Annotated in this window: 18 protein-coding genes, 1 tRNA gene, 1 pseudogene and 1 riboswitch; of the genes and pseudogenes, 5 read left to right on the top strand and 15 right to left on the bottom strand. The window is 42.1% G+C overall.

Features of this window, described 5'->3' with window-relative positions:
• The 3 genes and pseudogenes from ABIS22_02120 to rplA form a co-directional block, all read right to left on the bottom strand.
• The coding region (locus ABIS22_02120; GenBank protein ID MEO7740689.1) for a hypothetical protein at window positions 1-441 on the bottom strand (441 nt) is incomplete at its 3' end.
• Window positions 442-998: 557 nt separating this feature from the next.
• Window positions 999-1,796 (bottom strand): hypothetical protein, encoded by a 798-nt coding sequence (locus tag ABIS22_02115; protein ID MEO7740688.1) that lies wholly within the window; start codon window positions 1,794-1,796, stop codon window positions 999-1,001.
• A gap of 561 nt (window positions 1,797-2,357) precedes the next feature.
• A pseudogene (gene rplA, locus ABIS22_02110) lies at window positions 2,358-3,041 on the bottom strand (50S ribosomal protein L1).
• A gap of 448 nt (window positions 3,042-3,489) precedes the next feature.
• Between rplA and ABIS22_02105 the strand changes: the two are divergent.
• Window positions 3,490-4,257, top strand: a complete 768-nt coding sequence (locus ABIS22_02105) for a phosphatidate cytidylyltransferase (protein ID MEO7740687.1) — start codon at window positions 3,490-3,492, stop codon at window positions 4,255-4,257.
• A 93-nt stretch (window positions 4,258-4,350) separates the two neighbouring features.
• Here ABIS22_02105 and ABIS22_02100 read toward each other — a convergent pair whose 3' ends face one another.
• From ABIS22_02100 to secE, 4 genes are all read right to left on the bottom strand, one after another.
• Window positions 4,351-5,328 carry a methionine adenosyltransferase domain-containing protein gene (locus ABIS22_02100; GenBank protein MEO7740686.1) on the bottom strand — a complete coding sequence of 326 codons (978 nt, stop codon included), beginning with the start codon at window positions 5,326-5,328 and terminating at the stop codon, window positions 4,351-4,353.
• A gap of 59 nt (window positions 5,329-5,387) precedes the next feature.
• Window positions 5,388-5,521: riboswitch (SAM riboswitch) on the bottom strand.
• Window positions 5,522-5,607: 86 nt separating this feature from the next.
• Window positions 5,608-6,033 (bottom strand): 50S ribosomal protein L11, encoded by a 426-nt coding sequence (gene rplK / locus ABIS22_02095; GenBank protein MEO7740685.1) that lies wholly within the window; start codon window positions 6,031-6,033, stop codon window positions 5,608-5,610.
• A 108-nt stretch (window positions 6,034-6,141) separates the two neighbouring features.
• The gene (gene nusG / locus ABIS22_02090; GenBank protein MEO7740684.1) at window positions 6,142-6,687 is read right to left on the bottom strand and encodes a transcription termination/antitermination protein NusG; all 546 of its coding nucleotides are present in this window, start codon (window positions 6,685-6,687) and stop codon (window positions 6,142-6,144) included.
• A gap of 3 nt (window positions 6,688-6,690) precedes the next feature.
• Window positions 6,691-7,059 carry a preprotein translocase subunit SecE gene (gene secE, locus ABIS22_02085; protein ID MEO7740683.1) on the bottom strand — a complete coding sequence of 123 codons (369 nt, stop codon included), beginning with the start codon at window positions 7,057-7,059 and terminating at the stop codon, window positions 6,691-6,693.
• A 157-nt stretch (window positions 7,060-7,216) separates the two neighbouring features.
• Here secE and ABIS22_02080 point away from each other — a divergent pair, with 157 nt between their 5' ends.
• Window positions 7,217-8,296, top strand: coding sequence for a glycosyltransferase family 2 protein (locus ABIS22_02080; protein ID MEO7740682.1), 1,080 nt, complete (start codon window positions 7,217-7,219; stop codon window positions 8,294-8,296).
• On the opposite strand, the gene ABIS22_02075 is transcribed toward ABIS22_02080, so the two are convergent.
• From ABIS22_02075 to ABIS22_02060, 4 genes are read right to left on the bottom strand one after another with little or no spacing between them, the layout of a single operon-like run.
• Window positions 8,286-9,908, bottom strand: a complete 1,623-nt coding sequence (locus tag ABIS22_02075) for an ATP-binding protein (protein MEO7740681.1) — start codon at window positions 9,906-9,908, stop codon at window positions 8,286-8,288. The two genes, ABIS22_02080 and ABIS22_02075, sit on opposite strands and share 11 nt — an antisense overlap.
• Window positions 9,909-9,942: 34 nt before the next feature.
• Window positions 9,943-10,635: a SprT family zinc-dependent metalloprotease gene (locus ABIS22_02070; GenBank protein MEO7740680.1), complete on the bottom strand. Its 693-nt coding sequence runs from the start codon at window positions 10,633-10,635 to the stop codon at window positions 9,943-9,945.
• Between the two features lie 8 nt (window positions 10,636-10,643).
• Window positions 10,644-11,264, bottom strand: a complete 621-nt coding sequence (locus tag ABIS22_02065) for an AAA family ATPase (protein MEO7740679.1) — start codon at window positions 11,262-11,264, stop codon at window positions 10,644-10,646.
• Between the two features lie 50 nt (window positions 11,265-11,314).
• Window positions 11,315-11,953 (bottom strand): hypothetical protein, encoded by a 639-nt coding sequence (locus ABIS22_02060; protein ID MEO7740678.1) that lies wholly within the window; start codon window positions 11,951-11,953, stop codon window positions 11,315-11,317.
• A gap of 607 nt (window positions 11,954-12,560) precedes the next feature.
• Between ABIS22_02060 and ABIS22_02055 the strand changes: the two genes are divergently transcribed.
• Window positions 12,561-12,635, top strand: a tRNA-Trp gene (locus tag ABIS22_02055).
• Between the two features lie 161 nt (window positions 12,636-12,796).
• On the opposite strand, the gene ABIS22_02050 is transcribed toward ABIS22_02055, so the two are convergent.
• From ABIS22_02050 to ABIS22_02035, 4 genes are read right to left on the bottom strand one after another with little or no spacing between them, the layout of a single operon-like run.
• Window positions 12,797-13,561 (bottom strand): hypothetical protein, encoded by a 765-nt coding sequence (locus tag ABIS22_02050; GenBank protein MEO7740677.1) that lies wholly within the window; start codon window positions 13,559-13,561, stop codon window positions 12,797-12,799.
• Between the two features lie 7 nt (window positions 13,562-13,568).
• Window positions 13,569-14,078 (bottom strand): hypothetical protein, encoded by a 510-nt coding sequence (locus ABIS22_02045; GenBank protein ID MEO7740676.1) that lies wholly within the window; start codon window positions 14,076-14,078, stop codon window positions 13,569-13,571.
• Window positions 14,075-14,491, bottom strand: a complete 417-nt coding sequence (locus ABIS22_02040; protein ID MEO7740675.1) for a hypothetical protein — start codon at window positions 14,489-14,491, stop codon at window positions 14,075-14,077. Before ABIS22_02040 ends, ABIS22_02045 begins: the two co-directional genes overlap by 4 nt.
• 1 nt (window position 14,492) lies before the next feature.
• The gene (locus ABIS22_02035; GenBank protein ID MEO7740674.1) at window positions 14,493-14,894 is read right to left on the bottom strand and encodes a hypothetical protein; all 402 of its coding nucleotides are present in this window, start codon (window positions 14,892-14,894) and stop codon (window positions 14,493-14,495) included.
• Between the two features lie 767 nt (window positions 14,895-15,661).
• On the opposite strand from ABIS22_02035, the gene ABIS22_02030 reads away from it, so the two are divergent.
• On the top strand, window positions 15,662-15,964 hold the full coding sequence (locus ABIS22_02030; protein MEO7740673.1) for a hypothetical protein: 303 nt from the start codon (window positions 15,662-15,664) through the stop codon (window positions 15,962-15,964).
• 116 nt (window positions 15,965-16,080) lie between these two features.
• On the top strand, window positions 16,081-16,734 hold the full coding sequence (locus tag ABIS22_02025; protein ID MEO7740672.1) for a DUF6498-containing protein: 654 nt from the start codon (window positions 16,081-16,083) through the stop codon (window positions 16,732-16,734).
• Window positions 16,735-16,781 lie beyond the last annotated feature (47 nt).

The raw sequence follows: 16,781 nt of genomic DNA, 5'->3' as shown, positions 1-16,781 counted from the left end.
TGGATCATGATGAGTAAAAACGACAGGTTTATGACAAAGCTTTGCAAATGGCAGCGCGATATCTTCCTCGTTGGTGTAGATGTGTACAATATCGAGTTCATCACGGTTTGCCATGTCATATGCAAGTGCAATAATCTCCGACTGTACTTGCCTTGCTAGGCTGATAAAGGTAAACGGATGCTTTTTTAGAAGCTCTATGTAAGTATCACCGCGCCCACTGAGCTCCTGCTCAAATGGCCTAAGGTCAGCGGTCACGTTTCGAACATGAGTATCAGCCTTGCCAGGAGTGAATAACGTCACTTCAATGTCATATTCTGACAAGGTATTTGCAAGATTAAGAGCTAGTTTTCCAGGAGAAAATATCACCTCTGGCAATATGTCACGGTGAATAAAAATATGTGGGACAACAAGTCCTACTCTAATTTTTTGTTTCGTTGTCATCGAGAAAGCTTAAATCAAGCTCGCCGTTGTTTACTTCAGGCTCATCATAATAGCCGTCTGCTTGTGTATCGGTCATAGTGTTCTCCCTTTATATAGGTATTGTAACAGATGCAGCAAGTTGTGCAAAAATAGTTGTATTTTATACGAAAAAGAGTATATTACTATGTGACCCTATACTGCATTACTAACTACCCCTGGGGGATGTTATGCATGAAGTGTGTGATGCGAGCACAAACAGGAAGTTCTGTGAACTATTCACGGCTCTTCGTGGAGGAGATCAGGACCGCGCCGTTTTGCTCTGTCGTGAAATGCTCAACACGGTAAGTCGGACGGTTCTTCGGAACAGGCTCTTCAATATGGGCATCGAGTGCACAGCACTAAATGTCTTCTTCGAAGAAGTCAACATCAGTACTGGGCAACTGGTACAGGTGGCTTCCTGATCGCCTTCATGGTAGCAGGTGGTGTGGCATGTCGTCACCCACCTGCTACCATGGCAATCTCGTAGGGTCATATCCAAGCATATAAAAATACCATCCTTATCCTAGGATGGTATTTTGTTATTTAAATGAGGAGAGATGAGTTGGTCGTGTGATCGGATTAATGACGGATCCACCCTGCGCACGATTAATAATAGCGCTACTTCCCCAGTCACTCTCTGTTTGCGGATTAATGCCATACATCTGGCCATCTGCGCTATCGGGTATAACAATTGGCTCTAAACCTCGGCTTATCGCTTCTGACTCGGTTTCTTTATGCTCACCGTAAATAACAAGACCATCAAGAACTCCTTGATCCTTTAAATGCTCTGCAAGATGAAGAGATGATTCGAACGGCGTATCCGTGTGGTTAGAATCACCTTCAACTGTTGCGATATCAATAACTGGTCGATGAGTTCCTGTCTGTGTTTGAAACGTGTAGCCGAGTATTCGTTCCGCACGTGCAATCCATGGATAAATTGGACGAGGAACGCCACCTTTTGTGGGATTATTACTTTTCTTCCATGCAATCTTACTATCAGCATCGACTGTCGTGACAATAGTAATTGTCTCATCTGCAATCACTCTACGAACGTTATCTATAGAAATTGCTTGATTTTTAGCAAGAAGAAATGCGGCGCCAGCTAGAGCGCGGACGTGACGCAAGTAACCTTCATGGGAAGGATGAGGGACATCAAATGCGCCGTCCACAAGAACGACGTAGCCGTCAAGTGCTTTCATGGCCATGATTTGCTTAACTAGCCCAGCAGGGTCGCCATGCTCTGGATATTGTAGTCTATCTTCGTCATGAAGAGTTGGGCCACCATAAATATCACCTACCCACGACTTGTCTGTCAATTCTGTACCGATAACTGTCACGTAATATGTCCCTCTCTAAACTATTTGTATATCATAACATGAGGTTTGCGTAAATAAAATATGCTATTCTTTCGTTTATTGTCAAGTTTGATAAAGTGAGTATGATGATGGGGCACTGATTTTGTGATACTATTTGGAGTCCTTGTGTACAGTGAGTAGCCTGAGTCCTCATACCTTGATATATATTTCATATATTCAGATAGTTCAGGTTTATTAAACTCTGAGAGTGCATGGACATGTCGTTTCGGAACAAGCATGAGATGTTCAAGTACTTCACAGCCCTCCCATAGGTCATAGCCGAATATATTTTTTACAACCCAAAAATAGGACGTTTCCTCAATAAATTGTTCATGATCACGACTAAATAGACAAAATTCACAAACAGTCTTATCAGACATAATTTTATGTTTTGCATATTTTTTTTCTGATTTTCGAGTGCGCGTGACTGGACCAGATAACACTATATATACCTCAACTTATATTCTACGTTACCTTTAGTATATCACTTCAATAAAATGGGCCTGCTCGTAAGGAGCAGGCCCATCAAGTTTTATCAACGTATTAATTAACGACGTTTTCAACTTTCATACCAGGACCTTGTGTCGTCGAGATAGATGTTGTTTTAACGTAGCTACCTTTTAGACTGCTTGGTTTTTGTGACTGTAGACTATCAAAGAATGCTTTAGCATTCTCGGTTAGTTTTGCTGCACCAAATGACACTTTACCAATTGAAAGGTGAACAATTGATTGTTTATCGACACGGTACTCAACTTTACCAGCTTTTGCCTCTGTTACAGCCTTAGCGACATCTGTCGCGACTGTACCAGATTTAGGGTTAGGCATAAGTCCTCGAGGGCCAAGAAGACGAGCAAATTTACCAAGTTTTGGCATATACTGTGGTGTTGCAACAAGAATGTCAAAGTTAAGCTCTTCTTTTTCCATCTGTTTGATGAATGTTTCATCACCAACAACATCTGCACCAGCTTTTTTAGCAGCTTCATGTTCTGATTCTGGAGCAAAAACAGCAACACGAACTTTTTTACCCGAACCATTTGGCAAACTAACCGTTGCACGAATGTTTTGGTCAGCTTGGCGTGGGTCTACACCAAGACGCACATGAACCTCAACGCTTGCATCAAATTTTGATGGATTTGTTTTAGTTGCAAGTTCAAGTGCCTCGGCAAGACTGTATACTTTCGCTGCATCAACTTGCTTTGCAAGTTCTCGGTAGCTTTTTCCACGACGTTCAGCATGAGGTCGAGTGACAGGCTTAGGGCCTTTTTTGCTATTTTGTTCAGCTTCTTCAGACTGAGGGGTTGTGTCACCGGCTTCTTTACGGGCTTCTTTTTCAAGTTTTTCTTCAGTTTCCTTGATTGCTTTCTCACTGCGCTTACCTGCTTTAGCAAGAGGTTTATCAGCTTTTGGAGCATCTTCAGTCTCTCCGACTTCAGGAGTCGAACCTGCAATCGCAGCCTCGATTTCAGCAATAGTATTTTTATCTGTTACTTCAAGCTTCAGTTTTTTTGCTTCAGCTAGTAATTCGGCTTTTTTAGCCATAGGTGTAAACCCTTTCTGTGGTGATAACGGCCCAAGATAAACTTGATGGCCTCCCAGCATTGATTAATTGTTCTTCTAATATAGCATTTTTACAGTGAAAGTGCAATGAGCACCCTGCTAGTTGACCTATTGTACTATGATGGTATTATTGCTTGAAGGATTTCTACTCGTAGCTTTACATATCAAGAAAGAGGTGAGCCCGGTGAACACGATCACTGAGGTTGCAGTGCGTGTGAAGGCATCGAAATCTGCGATGGCAGTTCTGATGCTTGCGGTCGTATTGCCCGTGGTGGGATTGTCTGCTATCGGGACAGCAGTTCTGATCGTGGCGCTGATGATCGGTGTCTTGATTGAGGTAGTCCAGGCCAGGAAGAAGGCCAAGAGCTTCAAGGCTAGGCTGTATCTGAAGCTACTGTTATTTCAGATGATTATCGGACTCTTGTCCATGTATTACATTCGGAGAATTCCAGACGGTTTTCAGATCCTAGTGGTCGTGGCGGCGTCTGTATTTATCAATGACTGGTTGGCGCAGGCGACCGGTCAGGCACTGAAAAATCGAGGAGTCACCACCCACCAGTTGGTTCCAAAGATTTCTCCAGCCAAGACAGTGGAGGGCTTGATCGGCGGTCTGCTTTTCGGCTGGGCTGGTGGGTATATTGCGCTCATTTCCCTGTCGGGGACTATGACCATCTCTCACCCTCTGCTGTGGCTCGTTGTATTGTTTGGTCCACCACTTGCAGTCATTGGTGATCTTGCAGAGAGTGCAACAAAGCGCTCTTTGCAGATCAAAGATGTTGGAACAGTTCTTGGTAAGCACGGCGGCCTGATGGATCGAATCGATGCCGTCACAGCTGCCATGATCGGTACGCTTTTGATCCTTTATCTGGGTAAGGTGTACGTGTAGGAATCCTCCGGAGTGCGCAGAGTATGCGCACTCCGGCCTACAAAATTTATTAATAAAATACCGCGATTGGTTCGCGGTATTTTATGTGTATATTTATTGTTCCCAGCTAAATTCAGGATGACCGAAGTGACCATACTGGGCCGTTTTTTCGTAGATCGGCCGCTTAAGATTGAGTGATTTAATGATTCCTTGAGGTGATAAATCATATCCTTCAACTTTTTCCTGAGCACCATCAATTGTGACACTAGCTTCAAGCGGTTGAGCATATCCAATCGCATATGCTAAATGGACAAAAACTTCCTTAGCGTTACGATGTTTAAGATAATCAACTGCGATTTTTCGAGCCATATATGCCGCTGAACGATCAACTTTACTTGGGTCTTTACCACTAAAACAGCCACCGCCAATTGGAATGCTAGGACCGTAATTATCAACAACTAATTTTCGCCCGGTAAGGCCAGCGTCTGCATCAAATCCACCCTGAACCCAATCACCGGCTGGATTAATATGAAAATCAATGTCCTTATCGAAACTTGCTAATTCTTCTTGGCGAAGCCAGTGCTTTACTCTTGCAAGTAGTTCTTCTTTAGGCGCATGCTGAAAGCTAGCAACGACAGATATAATTTTATTGTCTTTTAAGGTAACCTGAGTTTTACCATCATACGGCCATTTTTCGAACAAGTATTGGTTCAGTTTACGCGAGAGAACTACTTCAAGGGGCAAAAGTTCTGGTGTTTCATCTGTTGCATAACCCACCATTATGCCTTGGTCACCTGCTCCTCCTGTGTCGACTCCATTTGCAATCTCGAAGCTTTGCTTTGCTATATGTATCTCTAACGAAATGTCTCCAGCGATACGTTTAACAATTGGCTTGATATCAACATCTTTGCGAGATGTTAGCTCGCCCGTGATAAAAACTCTACCGTGTCCACCAACAGTTTCGACAGCAACACGTGCATCTGGATCAACCTCAAGATACGCATCAAGTACTGCATCTGATATTTGATCACACAATTTATCGGGGTGTTTTGGGCTGACACTTTCAGCAGTTTTATAGTTAGTTTTTGACATAAAATGACTCCTTATGCATATCTGCTTTCGCAACCAGGGCGATAGAATCATAAAGATATCATACATCTGCCCTACTAGGTACGTAGGCTAGAAGTAGCACCCTCTTTATTTGTAGTCTATACTAAAGATCATACTAATAACGGGTTGCCGGCAGGTCACGGAGCTAGTTCTCTCGCTGCACTCTTGATATGCGATTTGTTAATGTAATACCATTCTATCATACAAGATAAAAACACGCCGTATCGGCGTGTTTTTATCTTGTATTTGAAGTTCTAGTATTTAGCCTTCTACTTCTACGCCCATAGATCGGGCTGTACCTGCAATAACCTTGACACGAGCATCCATGTCATTTGCGTTCAGTTGATCTTTTTTTGCTTCAGCGATAGTTTCAAGTTGCGCACGGGTAATTTTTCCAACTTTTTCAGAGTGTGGTTTACCTGAGCCTTTTTTGATACCAACTGCTTCACGGATCATATCATCAACAGGCTGTCCAAGTGACTTCCATGTAAATGTTCGGTCTTCAAACACCTGAAGGTGAACGATAACATCCTTACCCATATCAGCTTTAGTTCCTTCGTTGAAAGGATTAATAAAGTCCATCATGTTAAGACCCCATTGACCAAGAGTTGAACCAACAGGAGGGCCTGCTGTCGCGCGTCCAGCTGGGATGCGTAGTTTTAGATTACCAATAATCTTTTTAGCCATAATAAATTCCTTTTAAACTAGTATTTGCACGTTAAGTGAAGCTTATGTGCGTAACTGTGTAATTATACTATCTCCATCCATATTTTACAAGGGTGGAGATAGCTGAGATTAAACTTTTGTTACTTGTAATGCGTCAAGCTCGACTGGTGTATCGCGACCAAACATACTGACCATAACTTTAACTTTACCTTTTTGAGTATCAATTTCACTAATTGATCCATCAAATCCTTTGAAAGGACCATCGGTAATGTTGACTACTTCGCCAACTGTAAAATCGATGTGGTGCTTTGGGTCATCGACACCCATACGTTTTTTGATTTTGCTAATTTCACTGTCAAACACTGGTGTTGGCTCAGTGCCACTACCAACAAAACCGGTGACACCTGGCGTATTGCGTACAATGTACCATGTTTCATCAGTTAGTTTCATTTCAACAAGTGCGTAGCCTTGGAAAATTTTTGCTTCAATAACTTTACGTTTACCATTTTTAATTTGAATCTGTTTTTCTTTTGGTACCATGACATCGAAGATTTTGTCAGCCATATCGACTGCATTAATTCGCTGACGAATACTGTCAGCTACTTTTTCTTCATATCCACTGTAAGTGTGAATTGCGTACCATTGTCGAGTTGAGTCGTATCGATTTTGTGCCATGAGCTACTTTCCTAAAATTACGTCGAATAAATATTTAAAACCAGCGTCCAGAAGTAAGATGAGAACAACAAAGAAAAGTGAGAATGCAAGTACTGCACCCGTTAGCCCCCATGTTGCTCGTCTCGTTGGCCAACGAACTTGACCAAGCTCGTACCATGCGCCCTTGAAATACCGCCCTGTTGCGATAAAAGGAGTACCGATACGCCCTAGGGGGTTTCCGCCTGCTTGTTTTTTTACTACTGTAGTAGCTACCTGTTTTTTGGCTGGACTTTTTACTACGGCCGCATCGACCGCTTTAATTCGAGTAACAGTAGTCTTACTAGCTGTTTTACTCGTGTTTTTAGCTGATGATGTTTGCTTCTTTGTTGCCAAAGTGGTCTCTCCCAAATTAAATAGCCTGCTACTGCAGACTGTCAATACTTATAGTAGCGCGCTAGCCTGCTCCCGTCAAGCATGCTACCATAGAATTAAAGTGATAATCCTAACGGTAATATTGGTTATAACGAGCCTCGTCCCAGTTTGGGGATCCTTGCGATTACGTTACATAGCAAATAAGTACCGATTACGCTCCACACAAAGTAACATTAAGGAATTACCGAGCGTCAGTGTCTGTATCCCTGCTCGTAATGAAATACACGCTCTTGCGGAGTGCCTCGAAGGTGTACTTGCAAGCGATTATTCGAAATTAGAAGTACTCGTACTCGATGATAATTCTGCTGACGACACTTCGCTCATCATTCGTTCATTTGCGCATGCAGGTGTTCGTTTTATTGCTGGTGAGCCGCTGCCCGCTGGATGGCTAGGCAAAAATTTCTCCCTTCAAACGCTCAGTGTCCAGGCGAGCGGTACATTCATTCTATATATGGATGTTGATACAAAATTAGCAACCACATCTATCTCACGTATGGTTGACGCTGCGCTTGCCAGTAACGCAGCCATGATATCAGTTATACCCGATCGCTACGACACAAAGAGAGCGGGAGTGTATGTCGGAAGTTTACGATATTTTTGGGAACTGCTGCTATCAACTCGAAAATCATTTCCTGCGTCAAGTTCCGCCTGGATGGTTAAACGCGATGTTCTGCTTGATACGATTGGAGGATTCGAAAAGATCAGGACATCTGTTCGCCCCGAAGTCAGCATAGCAACTGATGTAGCAAATAACTCAATATACATTCCTATAGTCCACTCTGCCTATATGGGTATTGGGTATGAAAAAAAATGGTCATCACAGATCGAAACTAGTCGGCGCATTCTTTATCAATTAGTGGGCGGTACTCGAGTTAAAGGCGTCCTAGCTATACTAGGACTCTTGCTATTAAATCTTCCAACAATAACCATGCTCAGTGTGATTATTGCGCCGTGGCAGTTTATTCATACATTAGCTGCTGTATCGCTCTTACTATGCATTTGTATGTATGGTACGTACCTACACTATACTTGGCAAGATCGATGGTGGCTTGGAATGATCATGTGGCCGTACGTTATCGCTCAGGAGCTCGTATTATTTGTTATGAGTATGATTGGTTATTTAACACATACAATCACCTGGAAGGGCCGACGTATTGAAGATGTTTCGGATAAGTCTATAGGTTCGACTACTTCTTAAGCGGTAAGGTGAAACGAAATGTTGAGCCGTGGTTTAGTCTACTCGTTAAATCAATTTCACAACCTAGTTTTTTTGCAAGCTTCATTGCCACATAAAGACCGAGGCCCGTGCCGCCTGTCTCGCGTGTACGATAATCTTCTGATCGATAAAATTTATTAAATACTTTTGCTTGGTCACTTTTACTAATACCAATCCCTGTATCTTTGACTGCAAATTTAATTGAGTCAGCATGCTTCGTAACAATAAGGGTTACACTGCCCTCTTTTGTATATTTTATTGCATTTGTAATGAAGTTTTGAAGCAGCTCTTGAATGTATAACTTACTTGCCGTTATTGTGCCAAGGCTTGGCGATGCATCGAGATTGAAGTGGAGATTTTTTGCTTTTGCTTGGGGCGAATATTCATTGTAAAGATCATCAACCAAAATACGCACATTAATGTCTTCAGCAACATCAGCAACGCCACGCTCAGCTCTAGATAATGTTGACAGGTCGTTTACCATTTTAGCGAGAAAAACAACTTGGTCATGTGCCATTGCGAGACTTTCTTTAAGTTTTGATTGTGGTATATCCGGCCTTTCCATCATTAATTGGACATTACTCACCGTGCCTTCTACTACGGTGATCGGTGTACGAAGTTCGTGGCTAATGACACTAATGAATTCATCACGCTCTTCTTCAAGACTTTTTGATTTTGTAATGTCACGTAAAATGATAATGTATCCATCTTCATTCTCTTCACCGTGCGAACGAGTATATGTACCCCGGATTGGCGAGTATGTCACCTCCAAGCGAACGGTTTCGTCATCAAATGTTAGTGTCGTATCATCACGTACAACGACACCTTGTGATTTTTTAAGATCATCTGCAATATTAACTTCAACACCAGTAATATCTTTTAATGGTAGTATTTCGCTAATATGTCTCCCGTTGAGGCTACTGTTGGTGTCAAGTAAATTTAGACTCGCTGCATTGTATACCTGTATGATGCCATGTTCATCTGTGCTAAGTACCGCGTCTGCAAGATTATTAATAAGGGTTAATATTCGATCACGCTCGAGTGCTTCAAGCGCTTTTGAACGATCAAGTGCTCCACTTTGGGTTTCTTGAATACGGCTTATACCAATAGCCGCAATACCAACAAGAAGTACTGTCATCATTGCGGTTATGTTTGATGTTAGTAAGCCGCCCTCTTCTACGTGCATTGCACTATCGAAGATAACAACGATCACAAGACTCATAATGCTAAAACGTAGACCATTGTCTCCAAAATAAGCGTAAGTTGCAAAAAATAGTAATGCCCATGTTGCCACGAAAGGTATGGCAAAGCCAGATATAAACAGCAAATAACTTGCTGCAAGGGCATGATACAGTGCTAAGCGTAGGGCTGATGCTTCTAGCGACTTACTAGGTATCAGTAGTTGGTAGATCGAAATAATGATCCACGGAACCATGACAATATAAAATACAGTGTCACTAACATATGCTTCACTTACGACAATACCGTTTTGAATGAGAAAACCATACAGCAACAAGCCAAAAGGCACAATAAATCCGACAAATCGAATAATCATTGCTGTTTTTTTATCTACCTTAGTCCCACCTATAGCCATCGTTACAGTTAGTATACAGGCAAGCGCTAGCTTTTTAAATAGACGGCGTCTCTTTTTTCAAATCTCTTCGGTGTATTCTATATGCGGGATCGCCGCTTGATACTAATTCCCAAAATTCTTCAGAATGATTCATGTGGACCGTATGTGAAAGTTCATGAACAAGCACGTAGTCAATAAGCTCGAACGGGAGCTTCATGAGCGCTATATTCAAGCTTATTGTTCCATTGCTGCTGCAGCTACCCCATCGCCCGCTTGCATGCGAAAACCGGACTGAATCGTAGCTAAAGTTACCGTTTTTTGCCAAGTAACTTAGGCGTTTTGGAAGATAACTTTTAGCTTCAAGGCGCAGTGCACTGATGATTACCGGGCGAAGTACTGAAGCTACTTCGTTATCATTTAGAGTGTTTTCAGTAGGCAGTGTTAAGACAATTTGCTGACCATGGCGCTTCACGGACAAGCTCGTCGCATCATTTCTGACTATGAGACTATGACTTTTACCAATCTGCATCCCAGCCTCGTAGTGCGTTTCCCCGTGATGTTCAAGAAGCATTTGCTGAAGCTCTTTGCGGGAATTTTTTATGAGTCTCTTAACGACAAACAACGGAGCGTATAGCGGTAGAGACGCACGAAGTGTACCGTTTGGTGCAACACGTATACGTACGTGAGAAGCCTTAGCGCTTCGACGAACGGTGATGTTACCAAATTCCGCATCTTCTATAATTGGCACAAGTTATCCTAGCGAATTGTTATGTTACGACGAGCTGGTGTAGTTTGCTTAATAACCTCGCGTGAAGGTACAGTCTGTATCTTGGCATTTTCTGCACGTGGGCCAGATAGCTTCTTAAGGACAACCTTTGCCTGTGTTGCATAGGTGTGTCTTCCGCTGACAACAACAGTATTTTCTGTCGATGTCGGCGGCATGAAGCGCTTTAGATGACGCTCATATTGATCTTTATTCATGACGCGACTCGTCGCTTGTTTACTCGGCTTGACGACCCTGTCAATAGCGGTCACTTGATCCGTCTGAACCCAGATAATAAGTGTTTCATAGTTATTTTTACGGGCTTTTGTGGCGAGTAGCGCGCGATCGGAAGTGGTGTCACTGTCGATATCAAGAATAATAGTACGGCCAGTTTTTAATAGCTCGTTTAACTGAAGATCTGTGAGTTTCTTAAGAAGATGGTCTGATTCAGAGCTATGTAGCCCGAAATCTGCAAGATGTCGACCAAGTTGATTATCACTGATAAGTGGTGCCTGAAATGTATCGGCAAACTTTTCGGCAAAAAAACTCTTACCGGAACCAGCAATGCCCACCATGATTAACATGTGAGGCTTAGACAACTGTAATAACTTCATACTGTGAGTATAGCAAATATGTAGCCAAGCTGACTAGTTTAGGATATAACTTATTCCGAGTCGCACCCGATTTCAAGCAGTGTCTCAATCAACTCCTCTCTCGAGAGATCTTTTGTATCAATTGAGTTGTGCTGTGCAATTATATATCCTTGTATTATATGCTTTAATTTTTCAGCATCTTTTCGCCATAAGTAATTAACTTCAAAATGGTCTGTCGAGTTCATGACACGGCTTGATATAGTCAGTGAGCCAAAAAGTGGACCTGTGCTAATACCAACATTTAAAACGTCTTCGATACGTATACCGATGACACTAGCCGACCAGAAAAATGTTCGTTTAGTAATTGTTATTTTTGTCCTATCAACCACAATTGTATCTGGGAACATGTTCACTGGTAGCATGACGGTACTTGAGCTTGCAAGAATTTCATGTGATATTTTTACAAGTTTTTTCAGATTCGATAAACGATCATAAAATGCACTTGCCTTTTTGGTGATAGCTGGAGATATCAGCTTAGTAGGGCGACGAAAGCTTACGTCACGGCTAAGGACATCTCGGACACTTGCGAATCCTTTAAGGGCTGTTCGTCCAAGATGTTTATTTGTATGAAATATAAGACTGTAATGATGCTGGGGGTCGGGCACATTTCTCACCCAATTATTGCGTTCAATGAAATGCTCTTCATTCATACAATCACCTCCAGTTAGTATCTTAATTATACGCCCTATAAATTTAAACCGCTAGTGTTTTATTTATGAATAATACGCTATATATGACGTTCCAACTAGTAAATATTCAAAATATTTACTTTATTGTGATTAAATTAGGCTTATATCATCTGCTATGAATGTATATAAAAGAACAATGCCTTGCCGAAGATACTTCGGAAAGGCCTGCTCGTACATCATCTACATCCGTGCGGCTGTACAGGGTGTGCATCCCACTGAGGGCAGAATGCAGTCTTCTGGATGTTGGCATGAATGCCTACCATTTGAAGACGTATCGTCTACCTTCTGATTGCTTTTCAGCGACCCGATGTCCCTGGATTTGTGGTGAAGCTCTTGCGCGAGTCTGTCAGGATTGAATGCTGTCAGTCTTCGTGAAGGCATTTTACTTCCTCTCAGATTGTACAAACAGTATATATAATATAACAATATAAACAGCTACTATTCAATAATAGTTAAGTTTTACTATTTTTGATAATGTATATGCGAGTATGGATATTCAGATTAGCCGACAGTTAATATTCTGCTACTTGGACGCCATGAGTCTATCTGATACAATATGGTTTGTTATAGGGGCGTAGTACAACGGTTAGTATATGGGTCTCCAAAACCTAGGATCGTGGTTCGATTCCACGCGCCCCTGCCAAGACAAATCACCGAGTCATCGGTGATTTTTCGTTTGGTTCGAACCATTATTTAAAGCGGAGGTTAAGTGTTTCGGGAACGGCACATTATTAATCCCTTAGCTAACATCACCGGTAAGAAAATCATCGTGAACGGGGACTATCAGAACGAATACCATTGATATTAAAGCTTGATTCTGCCGAGTAGGCTTTCCTCAACCTGTTTGATGCCCAATGGTGATATAGTGACTGTTTTCGCCGATTTGTTGTATTCCCATAGGCGTGCTTTATGGCCCACAACTAATACGTCCCTACGAAAGATTGCGGAGTTAGAATGTTCTGACCAATCAACAAGCTGCTTCTCAGTCAGGCTTGATGCCTCGGAGTAAAGTAGTAACAGTACCTTCTCTTTCATAGTGAGTTTGGTCTGCAATATTCTCTTTATGTCACCCACCTTCCAAACGACGGGTAATTCACGCTCAATCAACGCCTCAACAATATCACTGGCAACAACGGTATCTACATTATGGAATATTCTCACAAGCTCCGCCATAATCCACTTTGCGGAGTAGAAGACTAGTGTTGCGTCCATCTGATTCGGATCAACTTCACCACCTACGTGACCAACGCCACGATTATTGCGAATTTCATAAAGCGTGATCAGAAGGCGAGGAATTTGTATGCGTACCGATCGAGAAAAGGACGTGGATTCCTGTTCTAACAGGCGACATGCAGTTAGCATATCAGCTGGCTTTGTAGCGCGCGCCGGGAATAAACCATCAATATAACCTCTCAATATGCTGTAGACGACCTCAGCCATCTTTCCACCATCAAGTTCAGACGGACTCCACCTACCTTCACGAAAATTGGTCACTATTTCATTAAAGCTGGTTAACAGCTCCTGCTTTAGTCCTGCCGGTAGTTGCCCTAATGCGATTGATGGCTTCACAGAAGACCTACTTGCTTTCTTCAGGTAAAGGAGAGCTAATTCGATCATCAATCAGCTTAATGCCTGCACTGGTTAGCTTGTACGTCTTACGAGCCTGGCGTGTTTTGCCACTTTTCACGATCTGGCGAACAAGAGCAGGTTTTCGTGCCTGGAGACGTTCGAAAACATGAGATATACCCGTGAGACCATTTCCGGTGTCCTTCAGTATTGAATTCACACCCTGTGCTTGCCATGAAGCCTCTGATTTAACTACCTGGAACCAATATGCGCCCGTTAATGCCTTCTCGGCTTGATCTGACGGATCGACATGGTCGTATAGATCAACGAATTCAGAGAAAGTAGTCTCTCGATTTTTATCAGTAATTCCATTACCGGAAGCGTGCGCTACGGGGCGGCTAGCGCCACTATACTTATCAGCTACCCAGTTGACGACTCGCGATTTCGTTTGCTCGTCTAACTTCTCGAGAATTGTCGAGACAGCACTCATGGCTTCAAGTTCAGGATTTAAACCACTCATTCTGCCAACTCCTTAAAGTCATTTTCAGCGAGCGTTTCACCAGTAGAAGTGAGCACCCATGACTTCTTTCCACCCTTCTTTTCTCTGTGCTCCATGAATAAGCCTTTTTTAATATTCTTATTTACCATATCACCGATATTTGTTGGGACTTTTTCCTTCGCTGAACGGAACGCCGATTCGATGTCATCAACGTTGAAAGGGCCAACCTGGCTAACTGTTTCGACAAAATAACCAAGAGCCGCCGTCTTCTCGACCGCAGTCCCTAGCTTAAGGCCAATTAAAAATTCTTTTGCGGATTGAGGCTTGGCCGATTTAAGGTTAGTACCGGTCCTAGTAGAGTCGGCGCGAGCACTCTCGAGCGCAGCCACACGACTCTCCAAGCTAGTGAGGCGGGTTTCAATATCTGTAGACATATTACTTCTTCCCATTCGATGCGCGATTCATAGCATCAGTTACACTGTAGTTTGGCATGTAGTATCGACCTTGTGCGTCTTTTTTGATCTTACGGCTGTCAGTCAACCTCTTAAGAGAGGACTTCACGCTTCCCATTGGCATAACATCAAGTGAGATTATCTGACCCGGTGGCATACCATCAGGCTCGTCGAAGAGCAGAGACTTGGCCTTCGCTGCAAGAAGAATGACTTCAATCTTAGCGTCGTTTGATATAATTGATTCAAACCCAACAAGGAAGTGCATGTCCTTGGTAAGTTTTTCAAAGCGTACATATGGACTCAAAAAAGTCGCTAATCGATTCCTGTCGAGACTCTGTACGTCTTCCCCTAAAAGTTGATTTAATGGATCTTCTGTGGTTTCCATAGATATTTTCCCTCGCTTTCTTTCTACATCTATGGTCTCAAAATAATCAACCTATTGCAATAGGTTTTTTTGATTTTATTTCATTCACCCCTATTAATATTATTTGTGACGATTTCCGGTGAGAAGTCGAGCGCGGACGTCGGTAGGTTCACGGCGGGAACGCTACCCAAGATATCTTGTGTAAATGGTACTTTTAAGGTGTTAGCTGGAAAACTAGATATTTACTGGTACTCCAGGGCAAGAACTTATGTTACGTATGATGAAACTTTCATTCCATAGTTCTATGCCATTACACCTTAATATGTTAATTTCCGAGAAGTTTCTGCGATACACAGTATGGTTTATAGTTTTCATTTGTACGTACGATGTACGAAAGAGTAAGTTATTTAACAATATAATTTTGTCTTGAATACTTCTGACGGACGTGGTTAGTGCTTTCCGAGATACGTAATGGCATTCCACAGGTAAAACTTTATTCCACGCATATAAACTAATCGTCCTTCACTAGACTTACCGTGCTCATTCGAGTATTGTTGTCTGTGATGGACCTTAAATACGCTCTCTACGCACGCAAATCCACCGAGTCGGACGAACGACAGGTGGCGACAAATTGAGGAGAAATAAAACGATCATCATTGCTGCAGTTCTTGTTATTAGAAATACTTACTACACCACAATAGGTTCTATAATCATCCTGGAGCCCCTGCAAAGCATAAACTTGGACGACGACAACCTCCATTACAAATGTTTTTTGATATAATTAACTCATGAATAAAAGTAATTCAAAAAGAACTATGAAACTCGCCGTAGGTTTATTGGTAATGCCTGGCCTGCTTGTGGTTACTTCTTTTATAATCCTATTGGTTGTTAATCTCATTTTCAATCCAACATTCTGGATGACTCCAGATGGTGAACCGGTGACACCTACGCCGTTTTATATCAATGCTTTGAATGGGTTATTTGTGGCTATTGGCGGAATAGGCTTGATTAGCTTGTTGCCCAGTTTAGTTGCTGGTATATGTATATTTGCTAATAAAAAACGATCAATGATTAAAAACATTACTTCCTGAAACTTCTAGCAGTGTCTTCTATGGAAGACTAAAAATATGTACGACGGTGAAAGTCTCCAATTCGGAGACTTTTTGTAATGATATGACGTTTAGTAATGTTTGGTATGATAATAGAAATGCCAGTATTAAATTTGATTGTACAAGTAGTTGCTTATAGTGTATTGCCCCTGATTGGAGTTTTGTTCCTTGGTTGGGACTGGAGACAGATACTCATTCTTTACTGGTTTGAAAATATTACGATAGGCATTAAAGCTGTAATTGGAATGGCTCGCTCAAAGAGCACTTTAAGCGATATTATTCCGTCTAGCCCGGGTGTTGAATTAGGCACTACTGGCCAAGTTATAAAAATTGGTATGATTGCGTTCTTCATTTTTCATTACGGAACGTTCACTGCTGTACATGGCATTTTTGTGTTTTTATTAACATCTGGTGCATTCTCAATTTCAAGCTCTCTCAATCATGAAGTGACGCTCAATATTTTTGGCTTGTTTATTCTTTGGGCAGTCTCAAGTATTGTGCAGCTATTAAGGGAACTGTCACAGCCCCCTCTGGCCTTAAGTATGAAAAAACAATTCACCGAGCCGTATAAACGTATTATTCCACTACACATTGCCATCATTCTCGGAGCATTTGCAATGTCAATACTTAATCTACCGTCGGGTTCAGTTATTGTGTTAATTGCGCTAAAGCTATTTTTTGATATAAAAAGCTTTAAACCGAGATTAGGCGTAAATACACATACTAGCTCAGACAATGTTATTGATCTATAGACTCGTAGCCTCTTATTGCACTTATCTCTCACCTACAGACAACTTAT

This window comes from Candidatus Saccharimonadales bacterium (assembly GCA_039928925.1).
Taxonomy (GTDB): Bacteria; Patescibacteriota; Saccharimonadia; order Saccharimonadales; family Saccharimonadaceae; genus UBA6022.
This window is presented reverse-complemented; position numbering and strand designations above follow the sequence as displayed.

What these genes read in the sequence shown, in the direction of transcription:
- ABIS22_02105 (MEO7740687.1), top strand. Translation starts at nt 3,490, where the DNA reads ATGATGGTATTATTGCTTGAAGGATTTCTACTCGTAGCTTTACATATC.
- ABIS22_02100 (MEO7740686.1), bottom strand. Translation starts at nt 5,328, where the DNA reads ATGTCAAAAACTAACTATAAAACTGCTGAAAGTGTCAGCCCAAAACAC.
- rplK (MEO7740685.1), bottom strand. Translation starts at nt 6,033, where the DNA reads ATGGCTAAAAAGATTATTGGTAATCTAAAACTACGCATCCCAGCTGGA.
- nusG (MEO7740684.1), bottom strand. Translation starts at nt 6,687, where the DNA reads ATGGCACAAAATCGATACGACTCAACTCGACAATGGTACGCAATTCAC.
- ABIS22_02075 (MEO7740681.1), bottom strand. Translation starts at nt 9,908, where the DNA reads ATGGCTATAGGTGGGACTAAGGTAGATAAAAAAACAGCAATGATTATT.
- ABIS22_02065 (MEO7740679.1), bottom strand. Translation starts at nt 11,264, where the DNA reads ATGAAGTTATTACAGTTGTCTAAGCCTCACATGTTAATCATGGTGGGC.
- ABIS22_02060 (MEO7740678.1), bottom strand. Translation starts at nt 11,953, where the DNA reads ATGAATGAAGAGCATTTCATTGAACGCAATAATTGGGTGAGAAATGTG.
- ABIS22_02045 (MEO7740676.1), bottom strand. Translation starts at nt 14,078, where the DNA reads ATGAGTGGTTTAAATCCTGAACTTGAAGCCATGAGTGCTGTCTCGACA.
- ABIS22_02040 (MEO7740675.1), bottom strand. Translation starts at nt 14,491, where the DNA reads ATGTCTACAGATATTGAAACCCGCCTCACTAGCTTGGAGAGTCGTGTG.
- ABIS22_02035 (MEO7740674.1), bottom strand. Translation starts at nt 14,894, where the DNA reads ATGGAAACCACAGAAGATCCATTAAATCAACTTTTAGGGGAAGACGTA.
- ABIS22_02030 (MEO7740673.1), top strand. Translation starts at nt 15,662, where the DNA reads ATGAATAAAAGTAATTCAAAAAGAACTATGAAACTCGCCGTAGGTTTA.
- ABIS22_02025 (MEO7740672.1), top strand. Translation starts at nt 16,081, where the DNA reads ATGCCAGTATTAAATTTGATTGTACAAGTAGTTGCTTATAGTGTATTG.